We start from the raw sequence: 14,675 nt of genomic DNA, 5'->3' as shown, positions 1-14,675 counted from the left end.
GTCTGGTAATGATGGCAGAGAGGTCACACCCGTTCCCATACCGAACACGGAAGTTAAGCTCTCTAGCGCCGATGGTAGTTGGGACCTTGTCCCTGTGAGAGTAGGACGTTGCCAGGCAATATTATTCCGCAGTAGCTCAGCGGTAGAGCTATCGGCTGTTAACCGATCGGTCGTAGGTTCGATTCCTACCTGCGGAGCCATTATGCTTCCATAGCTCAGCTGGTAGAGTACTTCCATGGTAAGGAAGAGGTCACCGGTTCAAGCCCGGTTGGAAGCTTGGAAAAGTTTTTAAATTTTTGGCCCGTTGGTCAAGTGGTTAAGACACCGCCCTTTCACGGCGGTAACACGGGTTCGAATCCCGTACGGGTCACCACTTTTGGAGGATTAGCTCAGCTGGGAGAGCACCTGCCTTACAAGCAGGGGGTCGGCGGTTCGATCCCGTCATCCTCCACCATATATGTTTAAATGTCGGAGGGGTAGCGAAGTGGCTAAACGCGGCGGACTGTAAATCCGCTCCTTCGGGTTCGGCAGTTCGAATCTGCCCCCCTCCACCATTTTCTTAAAAATAACCTGAAAGGGTTTATTTTTTTGAGAAGATAACCATACTAGTAAATATTAATGGGCTATAGCCAAGCGGTAAGGCAACGGACTTTGACTCCGTCATGCGCTGGTTCGAATCCAGCTAGCCCAGCCATTTACGAGCCATTAGCTCAGTTGGTAGAGCATCTGACTTTTAATCAGAGGGTCGAAGGTTCGAATCCTTCATGGCTCACCATTTTCGCGGAAGTAGTTCAGTGGTAGAATACAACCTTGCCAAGGTTGGGGTCGCGGGTTCGAATCCCGTCTTCCGCTTTATTACTAAGGGGCCTTAGCTCAGCTGGGAGAGCGCCTGCCTTGCACGCAGGAGGTCAGCGGTTCGATCCCGCTAGGCTCCATCTAAATAGAAAAAGCTTACATCATATGATGTAAGCTTTTTTGTGTTTAAAAAGACAACTTTTATATTTATCGTTTAAAATGAAGAAAACGTAAAAATAAGGGATGGGGGATAATTGTGAAAGTTGTTATTGCATCTGATTCATATAAAGAAAGCCTAAAAGCTATAGAAGTATGTGAAGCTATTGAAAGAGGTTTTAGAGCAATTTTTCCTAATGCAAAGTATGTGAAAATACCAATTGGAGATGGAGGAGAAGGGACGGTTGAATCGCTTGTTGATGCTACAGGGGGGAGAATTATATCAATTAGTGTGACAGGACCGCTTAGAGAAAGTGTGCAAGCTTTTTATGGCGTGTCTAAAGATAAAAAGACAGCGTTTATTGAAATGGCAGCAGCATCAGGATTACAGCACGTTCCAGTTGAAAAGCGAAACCCACTTATTACAACGACAAAAGGAACAGGAGAACTTATATTACATGCGCTAAATCAAGGGGCGGAGTACATAATTTTAGGACTTGGAGGAAGTGCTACAAATGATGGTGGGGCAGGCATGTTAGCAGCTTTAGGAGTAAGATTTATAAATGACAAGGGTGAAGTAATAGATCCATCTGGAGGTACGTTACATTCGATTGTTGCTATTGATTTTTCACAAATGGACCCACGCTTAAAGGGGGTAAAGATAGAAGCGGCATGTGATGTGGATAATCCATTAGTCGGAATGCAGGGAGCATCTTTCGTATTTGGGAGACAAAAGGGTGCGAATGTAGAGATGATGAAAGAGCTAGATGAGAATTTAAAACATTATGCGAATATCCTTAAAAGATATGTATCTTCTGATGTATCTGAAATACCTGGTGCAGGGGCAGCAGGAGGAATGGGAGCGGCTGTTATTTCAGTGCTAAAGGGAGACTTGCGAAGGGGTATTGAAATTGTATTGGATTATACAAATTTCGATAAACATATAGAAGATGCAGATCTCATTATAACTGGTGAAGGTAGAATAGATGAACAAACTGCATATGGGAAGGCTCCTGTTGGTGTTGCGGGGCGTGCGAAACGTTTTTCTGTGCCTGTAATTGCTATTGGAGGGTCTGTATCATCTGATTATTCAGCCGTGTACGAGAAAGGAATAGATGCGGTATTTAGTATTACAACGAGACCGATGACACTAGAAGAAGCATATAGAGTAGCAGAAGAAAATATTGAAATGACAACGAAGAATATTGCAACAGTATGGAAAATAGCGTCAGAAAAACACTTCTAAATGTAGGGGTGTTTTTTTATTATTATTTAATAATAGTGATTGTGATTGTTTCATTAAGTTAACTTTATACATAGAATAGTCTTGAAATTTGATTTTCAACGTGAATATAAGTGAATAATTTGTATATCCATACAGAAAAATGTCGAGTTGAGTCAGACTATATAAAAGATTTAAAATATTTAGTGAAGGCACAGAAGGGGGATACTATCTATGAAAAAAGAAATCTCAGTTATTGGAGTTCCAATGGATTTAGGGCAGATGCGTCGTGGCGTTGATATGGGACCGAGCGCAATCCGTTATGCAGGGGTAATTGAAAGAATTGAAGAAATTGGATATGACGTTAAAGATATGGGAGATATATGTATAGAGAGAGAAAAAGAGATAGATGAAAATACAAAATTAAGAAACCTTACACAAGTTGCAACTGTATGTAATGAATTAGCAAGTAAGGTGGATCATATTATAGAAGAAGGTCGTTTTCCACTTGTATTAGGTGGTGACCATAGTATTGCTATCGGTACATTAGCTGGTGTAGCAAAACATTATAAAAACTTAGGTGTTATTTGGTATGATGCACACGGTGATTTAAATACAGAGGAAACTTCACCATCTGGAAATATTCACGGTATGTCACTTGCAGCAAGTTTAGGGTATGGACATTCTTCACTTGTAGATTTATATGGAGCATATCCAAAGGTGAAAAAAGAGAATGTCGTAATTATCGGTGCGCGTGCATTGGATGAAGGAGAAAAAGATTTCATTCGCAATGAAGGTATTAAAGTGTTCTCAATGCATGAAATTGATCGTATGGGGATGACGGCTGTTATGGAAGAAACAATCGCATATTTATCTCATACTGATGGTGTACACTTATCATTAGATTTAGATGGTCTTGATCCTCATGATGCACCAGGTGTTGGGACGCCTGTAATTGGTGGTCTATCTTATCGTGAAAGCCACTTGGCGATGGAAATGTTAGCAGAAGCGGATATTATCACATCTGCTGAATTTGTTGAGGTAAATACGATTTTAGATGAGAGAAATAGAACGGCAACAACAGCAGTTGCTTTAATGGGTTCTTTATTCGGTGAAAAACTAAAATAAATGTAAGAAAAGCAACTGAGAAGTTGCTTTTTTTATTTGAAAATAGGCGTATAATAATGATTTATATTATACTGTAAGATAAAAATGTTTGACATCTTACCAATTTGAGCTAAAGGGGGTTGTTTGTAATTGTCGTTTGTTTCATGTATGGTATAATTAACTAGTTGTTGGAAATACATACAGATAGAGCATAAAACAATATTTCAATATATGGATAGAATTGCTCGTAAGTAGGAGGAAGGGATAGCATGCCTTTTGAAGATACGACCATTTTGAAATATCTTAGTACGGCATTAGATATTGCCATTGTATGGTTTATTATATATAAGCTGATTCTCATAATCCGAGGGACGAAAGCTGTTCAACTTTTAAAAGGGATTACAGTTATCATTGTCGTTAAGATGATTAGTATTTTCCTTGAATTGCATACGTTATCTTGGCTAACTGAACAAGTATTAACATGGGGATTTTTAGCCGTTATTATTATCTTTCAGCCAGAATTGCGAAGAGCACTTGAGCAGCTAGGGCGCGGGAGTTTATTTTCGCGTGTTGGACCGCATGAGGATGATGAACCTGAAATGGTTGCAACAGCGATAGCAAAAGCAACCGAATATATGGGGAAACGTAGAATAGGTGCATTAATTACTTTGTCAAAAGAGACCGGTATGGGTGATTATGTGGAAACGGGTATTCCGCTGAATGCAAACGTATCATCGGAATTACTTATTAATATTTTTATTCCAAATACACCTCTTCATGACGGAGCGGTAATTATGCAAGGAAGTACAATTAAAGCAGCAGCATGCTATCTTCCATTATCAGAAAGTCCGTTTATTTCTAAAGAATTAGGAACTAGACATCGTGCTGCAATGGGAGTTAGTGAAGTTACTGATAGTATTACAGTAGTTGTGTCTGAAGAAACTGGTCAAATTTCTTTAACGAAAAATGGTAAGTTGCATCGTGATTTGAAGACAGAACAGCTGAAGGATATGTTATTAGCTGAATTTAGTGGGAACGAAAAAACGACTTCTTCGTCTTTATGGAATTGGAGGAGAAAGCGTCATGGATAAGTTAATGGAGAATCATTGGTTTTTAAAAGGGATCTCATTACTATTGGCGTGTATGCTTTTTATGTCAGCGACGTTAACTGAGAAAAATACGACATCAGGTATATTACCTTTTGCAAATGATACGAAAGAAACATTAACTAATTATGAGATTAATCTTAAGTATGATGAGGAGAAATATATTGTAAGTGGTATTCCAGCAGAGGGCGTTAAGGTGAAGTTAGAAGGCCCAAAAGCATCAGTTGCTACAGCAAAAGCAAAAAAACAATTTGACATACCAATTGATTTGCGAGATAGTCCAAAAGGAACTTATGAGATTTCTTTAAAAACGAACGGGCTTCCAGACGATGTGAAAGGAACAGTTCAGCCATCAACAATTAAAGTTACTCTTCATGAAAAGGCGAGAAAATATGTTCATGTAGATTTGAAATTATCAAATGAGGATCAAATGCCAGCGGGGGCTACTCTCGAAAAATCAAGCATTAAACCGGATACTGTTGAGGTAGTTGGGACGAAAGAAGAAATTGAAAGCATTTCATCTGCCAAAGCGTATGTTGATTTAAAAGGTGTTAATAAAACTGTTACAAAAACGCCCGAAGTTACATTATACAATAAAGAAGGAAAACGTTTAAATGTAAGAACAAGTCCATCTAAAATTAGTGTAACGTTGAATGTGGCAACGCAAACTACAGCCAATAATACTGAAAAAACTGTTCCTGTAACGTATACGAAGAAGGGGAGTTTAGCAGAAGGATTGGCAGTTACAAATATCAGTGTCGAGCCGAGAGAAGTAACGATAGCTGGTCCAAAAGATATTTTGGATAATATACAATCGCTAGAGGGGGTCGAAGTAGATCTTAGTCAATTGACAGAGTCTACAACATTCGATGCCTCTGTTTTATTACCCAAGGGTGTAACCAGTGCAAAACCGAATCAAGTGAAGGTTTCGGTGGGAGTGCAAAAAACAAAACAAACGAAAACAAAAACGATTGATGGCATCCCAATCCAAAAAAATGGACTTTCTAAAGATGTTACGGCTCAGCTAATTTCGCCGCAAGATGGAAAGATAAGTGTTGATATTTCAGGAGAAGCAAGTATAGTAGATAAAATAACAGCTGCCCAAATAACAGCGGTAATTAATTTGCAAAATGTATCTTCAGGGACGAAAGATATTTCTATTCAAGTGAGTGGACCTGGTAATATTTCAATAGAGCCAAAACAAAAAAGTGCTAAAGTTACTATTGTAAAGAAAGAAAAACCAGATAAAGAAGTACAGGGCAACGGTCAACAACCGGATTCAAACACCAATCAAGAAAATCAAAATGAGAAGCCAAAAAATCCTGAATCCAATCAAGAAAAAGAAACGGAACAGGAAAATAATCAAAACCAAAATCAAGATAAAGATAAAGAAACTAGTCAAGAACCAACGGTAGATAACCATAATCAAAAAGAGCAAGAAAAAGGAGCGAATCATAATGGGTAAATATTTTGGTACAGATGGAGTACGTGGAGTTGCAAATAAGGAGTTAACACCTGAATTAGCTTTCAAAATTGGGCGTTTTGGTGGTTATGTATTAACAAAAGATACAGATCGTCCAAAAGTAATTATCGGTCGTGATACACGTGTATCTGGCCATATGTTAGAAGGAGCTTTAGTAGCAGGTCTATTATCAACTGGAGCAGAAGTAATGCGCCTTGGCGTTATTTCTACACCGGGCGTTGCTTATTTAACAAAAGCACTAGATGCACAAGCAGGTGTTATGATTTCTGCATCTCATAATCCAGTACAAGATAACGGTATTAAATTCTTTGGTTCAGACGGCTTTAAATTAACAGATGAGCAAGAAGCTGAGATTGAAGCTTTATTAGACAAAGAAGTTGATGAACTACCACGTCCGACAGGTACTAATCTTGGACAAGTGAGCGATTACTTTGAAGGTGGACAAAAATATTTACAGTACATTAAACAAACTGTTGAGGAAGATTTCTCTGGCCTACATATCGCTTTAGATTGTGCACATGGTGCAACTTCTTCTCTAGCTCCATACTTATTTGCAGACCTAGAAGCTGATATTTCAACAATGGGAACTTCTCCAAACGGTATGAATATTAACGAGGGTGTAGGATCTACACATCCAGAAGGCTTAGCTGAATTGGTAAAAGAAAAAGGTGCGGATATCGGACTTGCTTTTGATGGCGATGGCGACCGTTTAATTGCTGTAGACGAAAAAGGAAACATCGTTGACGGTGATCAAATTATGTTTATTTGTGCGAAGTACATGAAAGAAACTGGTCAATTAAAACATAATACAGTTGTTTCAACTGTTATGAGTAACTTAGGTTTCTACAAAGCACTTGAAGCAAACAATATTACAAGTGATAAAACAGCAGTTGGTGACCGCTATGTAATGGAAGAGATGAAACGCGGTGGTTACAACTTAGGTGGAGAACAATCAGGCCATATTATCTTACTTGATTACATTACAACTGGTGACGGAATGTTAAGTGCACTTCAACTTGTAAACATCATGAAAATGACGAAAAAACCATTATCTGAGCTTGCAGGAGAAATGACGAAATTCCCACAATTGCTAGTAAACGTTCGTGTAACAGATAAAAAATTAGCATTAGAAAATGAAAAAATTAAAGAAATTATTCGTGTTGTAGAGGAAGAAATGAACGGTGATGGCCGTATTCTTGTTCGTCCATCTGGAACAGAGCCACTTATTCGTGTAATGGCAGAAGCACCAACACAAGAAGTTTGTGATGCATATGTACATCGCATTGTAGAAGTTGTGAAAGCCGAAGTTGGCGCTGAGTAATTAGCTGAATTTATATGAAAAAGGAGCACAAAAAGTGCTCCTTTTTCATATGTTTTATAGACGATGAAAAAAATTTCATTGACGGTTTATCCATGTTTGTTATAAGATGGTCTTGTTCTTTTTCTCAAAGGAAATATTGTAAATTATAAAAGCGCCAGAACTACAAATAGTGTAGTTGACGAGGTGGGGTTTATCGAGATTTCGGCGGATGACTCCCGGTTGTTCATCACAACCGCAAACTTTTACTTAAATCATTAAGGTGACTTAGTGGACAAAGGTGAAAGTGTGATGAGAGAAGAGGAACGGATGAAAACTAGCTGTATAAGTATATACGGACTTAAACCCAATCGAGAGGAAGGTGAAAGCCGTTACAAGCTTACAGGGCTAGCAATATGTAATCCGTTTTTTTAGTATAAATAAAAATGGTATCGGACTATGTCGTTACATGTTCGCAGAGCAGTGTAAGCATTTGTAACGGCGACTAAACATGTGTGGAATCGTAGGATTTATTGGAGAGCAAGATGCAAAGGAAATTTTATTAAAAGGTTTAGAAAAGCTAGAATATCGTGGATATGATTCAGCAGGTATTGCAGTACAAGCAGAGAACGGTGTTGTTGTATACAAAGAAAAAGGCCGTATCGCAAAACTTCGTGAAATCGTAGATGAGAATGTAGCAGCAAGCGTAGGTATCGGACACACACGCTGGGCTACACACGGTGTTCCAAGTAAAGTAAACGCGCATCCGCATCAAAGTACATCAAAACGCTTTACACTAGTTCATAACGGTGTAATTGAAAACTATGAATTAGTGAAAAAGGAATATTTACAAGATGTAACGTTCGTAAGTGAAACAGATACAGAGATTATCGTACAGCTTATGGAACAACAAGTGAGCACAGGATTAAGTGTAGAAGAAGCGTTCCGTAATACGCTATCTCTTTTACATGGCTCTTATGCAATCGGATTACTTGATGCTGAAAATCCAAACATGATTTATGTTGCTAAAAACAAAAGCCCGCTATTAGTAGGTGTTGGTGACAACTTTAATGTTGTGGCGAGCGACGCTATGGCGATGTTACAAGTTACAGATCAATTTATTGAGTTAATGGATAAAGAAATCGTAATCGTAACGAAAGAAAGTATTACAATTAAAAACTTACAAGGTGAAACGATTGAACGTGCACCGTTTACAGCGGAATTAGATGCAAGTGATATTGAAAAAGGAACATACCCTCATTTCATGCTTAAAGAAATCGATGAGCAACCACTTGTAATCCGTAATATAATTCAAAAGTATCAAGATGAAAATGGCGAGATTGAATTAAATCAAGACATTCGCAATGCGATTTTAGATAGCGATCGTATTTACATCATTGCATGTGGAACGAGCTATCATGCAGGTCTTGTTGGAAAACAATTTATCGAGAAGTTTGCAAAAATGCCAGTTGAAGTGCATGTAGCAAGTGAATTCTCTTATAACATGCCATTATTAACAGAAAGACCATTCTTCATTTACATTTCACAAAGTGGTGAAACAGCTGATAGCCGTGCAGTACTTGTACAAACGAATGAAATGGGTCATAAAGCATTAACGATTACAAACGTACCTGGTTCTACGCTTTCTCGTGAAGCCGATTATACACTTCCGTTATATGCGGGACCAGAAATCGCAGTTGCATCAACGAAAGCTTACACAGCACAGCTTGCAGTACTTTCAATCTTAGCTGCGGACATTGCTAAAGCAAAAGGTGAAGTTCTTGATTTCGATTTAACACACGAATTAGGACTTGTAGCAAATGCAATGATAGAACTTTGTGATCAAAAAGAAGAAATGGATGCATTAGCAAAACAATTTTTAGCAACAACTCGTAACTGTTTCTTCATCGGACGTAGCGTAGACTTCTACGTAGGATTAGAAGGTGCGTTAAAGCTAAAAGAAATTTCTTACATCCAAGCAGAAGGATTTGCTGGAGGAGAATTAAAACACGGTACAATCGCCTTAATCGAAAACGGTACACCAGTTATCGCACTTGCTACACAAGAGCACGTAAACCTTGGAATTCGCGGCAACGTGAAAGAGGTAGTAGCACGCGGAGCTAACCCATGTATCATCTCAATGAAAGGCTTAGAAATGGAAGGAGACAGCTTCGTATTACCAGCTGTACACGAAGCACTAGCACCGCTAGTAGCAGTTATTCCATTACAACTTATCTCATACTACGCAGCACTTCACCGCGAGTGTGACGTTGATAAGCCACGTAACTTAGCTAAGTCTGTTACTGTTGAGTAGGAGATTGGTAGGTTAATAAATATAGTTGTAGCTTTAAAATAAATTTACAAATTTGTACCCCTTTAGATATTTTATCTAAAGGGGTGTTTTTGTGTCGAAAAATAACATCTAGAATTGGTAAGTGGATAGAACCCTATAGATTAAAGTTTTACTTTATCGAATCCACTTTTATTTATCTGAATTTTCCGTTATTATTTTAAGTATTCATGAACAATTTCTTTTATTACGACAAAATGAGACGAGAGATTTATGGACATTTCAGGGGGAATATTGATGAAAACGATTAAAAAAACATATCTAAGTATAGAAGAGATTATTTCATTACCAACCTTATCAAGTACAAACATAAGTGATGATGGTAAGAACGTAGCATTTGTAAAGAAGACGGCTGATTGGAAAGACAATACATATAGGAATCATGTATGGATATATGAAAAAGATAAGAAGCAGAGTTACCCATTATCAAATGGGGATATAGATAGTACACACCCATTATGGTCTCCAGATGCTAAGTGTATCGCATATCTTAGTCCAGTTGGTGATGGGAAAAATCAGATATTTGTTAAGTCGCTAGATGGTTATAGCGAGGTTCAAATTACTGATGAGAAGGAAGGAATTAGTACATTCAAATGGGATCCTGCTGGTAAAGGTTTTTATTATGTTGCACAGTCAAAAGAATGTGAGGAAATAAAGAAACGTAAGGAATTATATGGAGATTTCCATCATGTAAGTAAGGAACACCAGAATAATTGTTTATATTACATTAAAATAGAAAAGGTGATACAAAGTGATACAGATGAACACGAGAACAGAGTTGTTTATCGATTAACTGATGGTAAGGATTTTCATATCCATGAATTTGATATTTCAAATGATGGTAAAAAGGTTGTATTTATGGCGACACCAAGCTCAAATATGGCAGATTATATAAATGGAGATCTATACATACTCCATATTAAAGCTGGAGAGCTACAAAATCTGAATGTGGATAAATTGTTGGGAGGGAGTGTTTGCTTTTCTCCTGACGGCAGCAAAATTTGTTACCCAGCAAGCATAAGAGAGAGGGATTACTATAGAAACTATATACAAGATAGTACGTTAGAGATATATGATATTCATAATGGAGAGCTAATTCAACCTTTAACAGATTTCGATAGTACGGTTATGCCATTACAGTGGACAGCTAAAGGGATTTTAATTAGATGGCAGAATAAAACGAATTATCTTATTGGGTTGCTAGCTGAAGATGGAACTGTGGAAATATTAAGCGAAAAAGTAGATGGCTTTATAATGGATGCTTCTATAACAAAGGATGGAAAACATATATCCTATAATAAGGCTAGAACAAATGAAACTTTTGAAATCTATTTAGACGATAAAAAAATAACGGATGAAAATAGATTTTTTAAAGGAAAACTTAAAAGTAACAGGGAAATCATCTCATGGAAAAGTAGTGATGGTCTTGAAATAGAAGGGGTTATATCAACCCCAGTAGAGTTTGATATAAATAAAAAATATCCTTTATTAGTAGTAATTCACGGTGGTCCGGCTTGGGCATCCTTCCCGATATTTTCAGACTGTTTTAATGAGAAATATCCTATTGAACAGTTTATCGAAAAAGGCTTTATAGTTTTAGAACCAAACTATAGAGGAAGTTCAGGTTATGGTAATGAATTTTTAAAAGAAAATTATAGAAAACAAGGAATTGCTGACTACGATGATATTATATCTGGAGTGGATAAACTAGTTGATCAAGGGATTGTAGATAAAGATAAAGTAGGAGTTATGGGGTGGAGTAACGGAGGATATATATCCGCTTTCTGTTCTACGTTTAGTAGTAGATTTAAGGCGATTTCAGTGGGCGGTGGAATTACTAACTGGAGTAACCATTATGTAAATACAGATATATCTTACTTTATTAGAATGTATTTAGGAAATACTCCATGGAATGATCCAGAGATATATATGAAGACATCACCTATGACGTATATTAAATCAGCTTGTACGCCTACCTTAATTCAGCATGGAGAAAAGGATGCAAGAATTCCAATTACAAATGCATATGATCTATATCAAGGATTAATGGATATGGAAGTGGATACAGAATTAATTATATTTAAAGGAATGGCATATAGTCCTAATCAGCCGGGAATGAATGTAGCTATTATGAAGCAGAATTTGATGTGGTTTTCACACTATATTCTTGGAGAAAGTATGGAGGGTTTTAGAACTTTATAATGGATGTTTGTACAAGACATAAGGTTGAAACGGTCTTCATCTTGAGATGATTTATTATAAAATATATACTTAAACTACTATCCGTACACACATCAGGGAGGACTAATATGACAGGAAATAAAAATGACTTACTAGTAGAAAAACGTCAAGAGTTATTGAAAGTATTGCAAGCTCGTTTTGAGAAAAATATGAACCGCCATGAAGGTCTTGAATGGGCTAAGGTTGAAGCTAAGATAGAAGCTAATGCTGAAAAATTGTGGTCACTTAACGAAATGGAAGTAACTGGCGGTGAGCCGGATGTTGTCGGTTATGATGAAGAAAAGGACGAATATACTTTCTATGATTGTTCAAAGGAGAGTCCTAAAGGCCGCAGAAGTCTTTGTTATGATCTTGAAGCGTTAGAATCAAGAAAAAAACATAAACCAGAAAATAACGTTATTGATGTTGCAAATGCTATGGGCATTGAACTATTAACGGAAGAACAATATCGGGAATTGCAACAACTTGGCGATTTTGACATAAAATCATCAAGTTGGGTACAAACACCTTCAGATATTCGAGAACTCGGTGGTGCTCTATTTTGTGATTATCGCTTCGGACATGTTTTCGTGTACCACAATGGAGCAGACTCTTACTATGCTGCCAGAGGTTTTCGTGGCTCGTTAAAAGTTTAAATTAGGATAAATAAGAAAAAGAGCCTATACTCAGGCTCTTTTTCTTATTTATATTTTAAAAGTAAACTGTTACTACGCAGTTTTACTTAATTTATATGTTCCGTGGTTATTTTTACGGAAAAGTTTAGGGAAAACATAGCCATCTAATCCAATACGTCCAGCGTTATGACCTGCAACTAAAATGAACATAGTCAAAATAAGTAGGTTTGGGTTTACACTAACAGTTCCGCTTAACAAAAATGAAAGATTCATTATGATTCCGAAAAATGCAGCTGTTTTTGTTAATCCGCCTAAAATTAAACCTAGACCTACTAAAATTTCTCCCCATTGAACTAAAAAGCTAAATAGGTCTGCGTTTGGAAGAACAAAGTGTTGAAGGAAATCTGCCCACCAACTTTGTACTGCAGGGTGGTCACCTGATGATTGAGCAATAGCACCCTTTAGAAAACCACTTGCGTCAAAAGATTGTCCGAAGACTTTGCCTATCCCAGCAGCGAGCCATGTATACCCTATGTAAAGCCGTAAAAGTAATAATATGAAAGTAGCACGTTTATCAGTTCTTAAAAAATTGATAATCATTGAAATCCCTCCAATATTGTATTTACAAGTTTATTATATATCCATTGTGAAAAGATTCACAATGGATAAAGTGTGAACAAAAATGGTGTTTTTATAAAATGAAAAAGGCATATAACAATCATATGTTATATGCCTTTCTATTATATGTTTAGTAATCTATTTAGGTAATGTAAATTTAACTTTTTTACCTTGTGAAATATCTTTAGCTTCTTTATTTCTCATAGGTCCTAACTCAATCTCAAAGCTTTTGTCTTTCCAAATCTTTTCATACTGCTCTTGATCTAAAATATATACTTGTAGTAACTCTCCAGATGTTCCAGTTTTAACTGCAGCGTTATAGTCGTAATTTAGTAGCATACCTTCATTAATCGTATATTGTGTACCATCATTCACTCTCAATGTAGAGCTTATAGGAGACAGTGAAACGTCTTGAGCATCTTTGTTATCAAGCTTGAATTTTACTGTTAACAGAACAAGACCGTTTTTAAAATTTGCAAAGCGTGGAGCTTCGACAGAATTTGGTGTGAATTGAGTGAATTGGTATCCGTCTAATGTAACATTAACAGCGCCTAATTCTTGGCTGTTATTAATACTTGATTTCTCTTTTAACATTTTTTTATCGCCCATGTTATTAGCTGTAGCTTTATCTTGGTAGAAAGTATTATCTGTTGCAACTTTTTCAGCACCCTGTTTGTTTAAACTTAATGAAAAGCTTCCAGGATTTCCGATTGGAGCATCAAATTTTCCTTTATTAGCTTGTGCAGTTGGGACTGTGACTGAGACTGTTGAGAGACTTGAAATTTTCGCTAGATCATCTTTTCCGAATGGATAAGCGATATAACCAGAAATAGTTTCTCCTGCTTTTACTAAGTAATCATTCGTTGGAGCAAGTTTAGTTGGGAGCTGATCTTCTTTTGGAATTAAATCTTTATAGTTACTATATGCTTTCTGAGCGCCAGTAAATGACATGTCCAATGCTGGCATATAATAAATATCTTTAGCTGAACTATTTTTTACGCTGTAGTTCACAAGAATAACTCCGCCTTCTGTTTGACGATTAAACGGAATATCGAAGTTTGTATGGAATCCATTTAATTCAACTAATGTGTAACTATTCATTGAAACTGAAACATCTTCAGCTTTATAGACTTGTGGTTCTTTATTTTCAAAAAGAACTTTTGTTTTACCACCTGTTTCTTTTTCCATATAGGAAATCAGCTTAGAGTAGTCGCTTGATCCAGTAGCTGTATTTTCAGGCTTTTTATCTTCAGTTTTTTTATCTTCGGATTTTTTTTCAGTAGGTTTACTTTCTTTCGTTGTATCTGTTTTTTCCGTTTTGCTTTCTTTTGTTGCATTCTCTTTTTGTTCTTTATTTGTCGTATCGCTTTGACCACAGCCGGTTATTACAAAAGCTGCTACGATTACTGCAGAAAATAAAGAAAGTAATTTTTTTGACATGTTTCTTCCCCCTATTTGTTTAAAACTAAATTCTCACATTAGCCCCACATTTTATTATAAGAAGGTTAGTCAATATTTACCAGTATTTTTCTGATTATTTCCATTATTCATTATATTATAATATAATAAATTCAATAGAAGTTTGGAATGGAATATTGGTTTTTATTTTTTTATCATTTGAAATAGTACATCATATTGGTATGATAGAAACAGAGATATATGGAAAGGAGACAAGGACTCGATATG

General features: G+C 36.7%; 10 protein-coding genes, 9 tRNA genes, 1 rRNA gene and 1 pseudogene. 19 read left to right on the top strand and 2 right to left on the bottom strand.

Features of this window, described 5'->3' with window-relative positions; translation table 11 throughout:
* Window position 1: 1 nt before the first annotated feature.
* The 19 genes and pseudogenes from rrf (at window position 2) to CQ064_RS27380 (ending at window position 12,392) form a co-directional block, all read left to right on the top strand.
* A 5S ribosomal RNA gene (gene rrf / locus CQ064_RS27470) occupies window positions 2-117 on the top strand.
* A gap of 8 nt (window positions 118-125) precedes the next feature.
* Window positions 126-200: transfer RNA gene (locus CQ064_RS27465), tRNA-Asn, on the top strand.
* A 4-nt stretch (window positions 201-204) separates the two neighbouring features.
* Window positions 205-277, top strand: a tRNA-Thr gene (locus tag CQ064_RS27460).
* Between the two features lie 21 nt (window positions 278-298).
* Window positions 299-373: transfer RNA gene (locus tag CQ064_RS27455), tRNA-Glu, on the top strand.
* A 5-nt stretch (window positions 374-378) separates the two neighbouring features.
* A tRNA-Val gene (locus tag CQ064_RS27450) sits at window positions 379-454 on the top strand.
* A 16-nt stretch (window positions 455-470) separates the two neighbouring features.
* A tRNA-Tyr gene (locus tag CQ064_RS27445) sits at window positions 471-554 on the top strand.
* A gap of 65 nt (window positions 555-619) precedes the next feature.
* Window positions 620-694: transfer RNA gene (locus CQ064_RS27440), tRNA-Gln, on the top strand.
* Between the two features lie 5 nt (window positions 695-699).
* Window positions 700-775 (top strand) — tRNA-Lys (locus tag CQ064_RS27435).
* Between the two features lie 5 nt (window positions 776-780).
* Window positions 781-852 (top strand) — tRNA-Gly (locus CQ064_RS27430).
* A 10-nt stretch (window positions 853-862) separates the two neighbouring features.
* A tRNA-Ala gene (locus CQ064_RS27425) sits at window positions 863-935 on the top strand.
* A gap of 116 nt (window positions 936-1,051) precedes the next feature.
* Window positions 1,052-2,197, top strand: a complete 1,146-nt coding sequence (locus tag CQ064_RS27420) for a glycerate kinase (RefSeq protein WP_000869577.1) — start codon at window positions 1,052-1,054, stop codon at window positions 2,195-2,197.
* A gap of 210 nt (window positions 2,198-2,407) precedes the next feature.
* Entirely contained in the window at window positions 2,408-3,301 is an 894-nt protein-coding gene (gene rocF, locus CQ064_RS27415; RefSeq protein WP_000711563.1) for an arginase, read from the top strand.
* 248 nt (window positions 3,302-3,549) lie between these two features.
* Entirely contained in the window at window positions 3,550-4,371 is an 822-nt protein-coding gene (gene cdaA, locus CQ064_RS27410) for a diadenylate cyclase CdaA (protein ID WP_001115694.1), read from the top strand.
* Window positions 4,364-5,851, top strand: a complete 1,488-nt coding sequence (locus CQ064_RS27405; protein WP_000359607.1) for a CdaR family protein — start codon at window positions 4,364-4,366, stop codon at window positions 5,849-5,851. The genes cdaA and CQ064_RS27405 overlap by 8 nt, the downstream gene beginning before the upstream one ends.
* Complete coding sequence (gene glmM, locus CQ064_RS27400; RefSeq protein ID WP_000521476.1) at window positions 5,844-7,190, top strand: phosphoglucosamine mutase; 1,347 nt, start codon at window positions 5,844-5,846, stop codon at window positions 7,188-7,190. Before CQ064_RS27405 ends, glmM begins: the two co-directional genes overlap by 8 nt.
* A gap of 288 nt (window positions 7,191-7,478) precedes the next feature.
* A pseudogene (locus tag CQ064_RS34215) lies at window positions 7,479-7,665 on the top strand (hypothetical protein).
* 12 nt (window positions 7,666-7,677) lie between these two features.
* On the top strand, window positions 7,678-9,480 hold the full coding sequence (gene glmS / locus CQ064_RS27390; RefSeq protein ID WP_000334155.1) for a glutamine--fructose-6-phosphate transaminase (isomerizing): 1,803 nt from the start codon (window positions 7,678-7,680) through the stop codon (window positions 9,478-9,480).
* A gap of 273 nt (window positions 9,481-9,753) precedes the next feature.
* Window positions 9,754-11,718, top strand: a complete 1,965-nt coding sequence (locus tag CQ064_RS27385; protein ID WP_000848974.1) for a S9 family peptidase — start codon at window positions 9,754-9,756, stop codon at window positions 11,716-11,718.
* A gap of 107 nt (window positions 11,719-11,825) precedes the next feature.
* Complete coding sequence (locus tag CQ064_RS27380) at window positions 11,826-12,392, top strand: DUF4256 domain-containing protein (RefSeq protein WP_000147402.1); 567 nt, start codon at window positions 11,826-11,828, stop codon at window positions 12,390-12,392.
* Window positions 12,393-12,464: 72 nt separating this feature from the next.
* Here CQ064_RS27380 and CQ064_RS27375 read toward each other — a convergent pair whose 3' ends face one another.
* On the bottom strand, window positions 12,465-12,971 hold the full coding sequence (locus tag CQ064_RS27375; RefSeq protein WP_000586151.1) for a DoxX family membrane protein: 507 nt from the start codon (window positions 12,969-12,971) through the stop codon (window positions 12,465-12,467).
* A 156-nt stretch (window positions 12,972-13,127) separates the two neighbouring features.
* A complete protein-coding gene (locus CQ064_RS27370; RefSeq protein ID WP_000038603.1) occupies window positions 13,128-14,429 on the bottom strand; it encodes a DUF5068 domain-containing protein in 1,302 nt (433 codons plus the stop codon).
* Between the last annotated feature and the right edge of the window lie 246 nt (window positions 14,430-14,675).

Origin of the sequence: Bacillus sp. MYb78, from assembly GCF_002975115.1 — a bacterium.
GTDB classification, from domain to species: domain Bacteria; phylum Bacillota; class Bacilli; order Bacillales; family Bacillaceae_G; genus Bacillus_A; species Bacillus_A cereus.
This window is presented reverse-complemented; position numbering and strand designations above follow the sequence as displayed.

Coding starts and splice junctions, on each gene's coding strand:
- CQ064_RS27385 (WP_000848974.1), top strand. CDS start 9,754: ATGAAAACGATTAAAAAAACATATCTAAGTATAGAAGAGATTATTTCA.
- CQ064_RS27370 (WP_000038603.1), bottom strand. CDS start 14,429: ATGTCAAAAAAATTACTTTCTTTATTTTCTGCAGTAATCGTAGCAGCT.
- glmS (WP_000334155.1), top strand. CDS start 7,678: ATGTGTGGAATCGTAGGATTTATTGGAGAGCAAGATGCAAAGGAAATT.
- CQ064_RS27380 (WP_000147402.1), top strand. CDS start 11,826: ATGACAGGAAATAAAAATGACTTACTAGTAGAAAAACGTCAAGAGTTA.
- glmM (WP_000521476.1), top strand. CDS start 5,844: ATGGGTAAATATTTTGGTACAGATGGAGTACGTGGAGTTGCAAATAAG.
- rocF (WP_000711563.1), top strand. CDS start 2,408: ATGAAAAAAGAAATCTCAGTTATTGGAGTTCCAATGGATTTAGGGCAG.
- cdaA (WP_001115694.1), top strand. CDS start 3,550: ATGCCTTTTGAAGATACGACCATTTTGAAATATCTTAGTACGGCATTA.
- CQ064_RS27405 (WP_000359607.1), top strand. CDS start 4,364: ATGGATAAGTTAATGGAGAATCATTGGTTTTTAAAAGGGATCTCATTA.
- CQ064_RS27375 (WP_000586151.1), bottom strand. CDS start 12,971: ATGATTATCAATTTTTTAAGAACTGATAAACGTGCTACTTTCATATTA.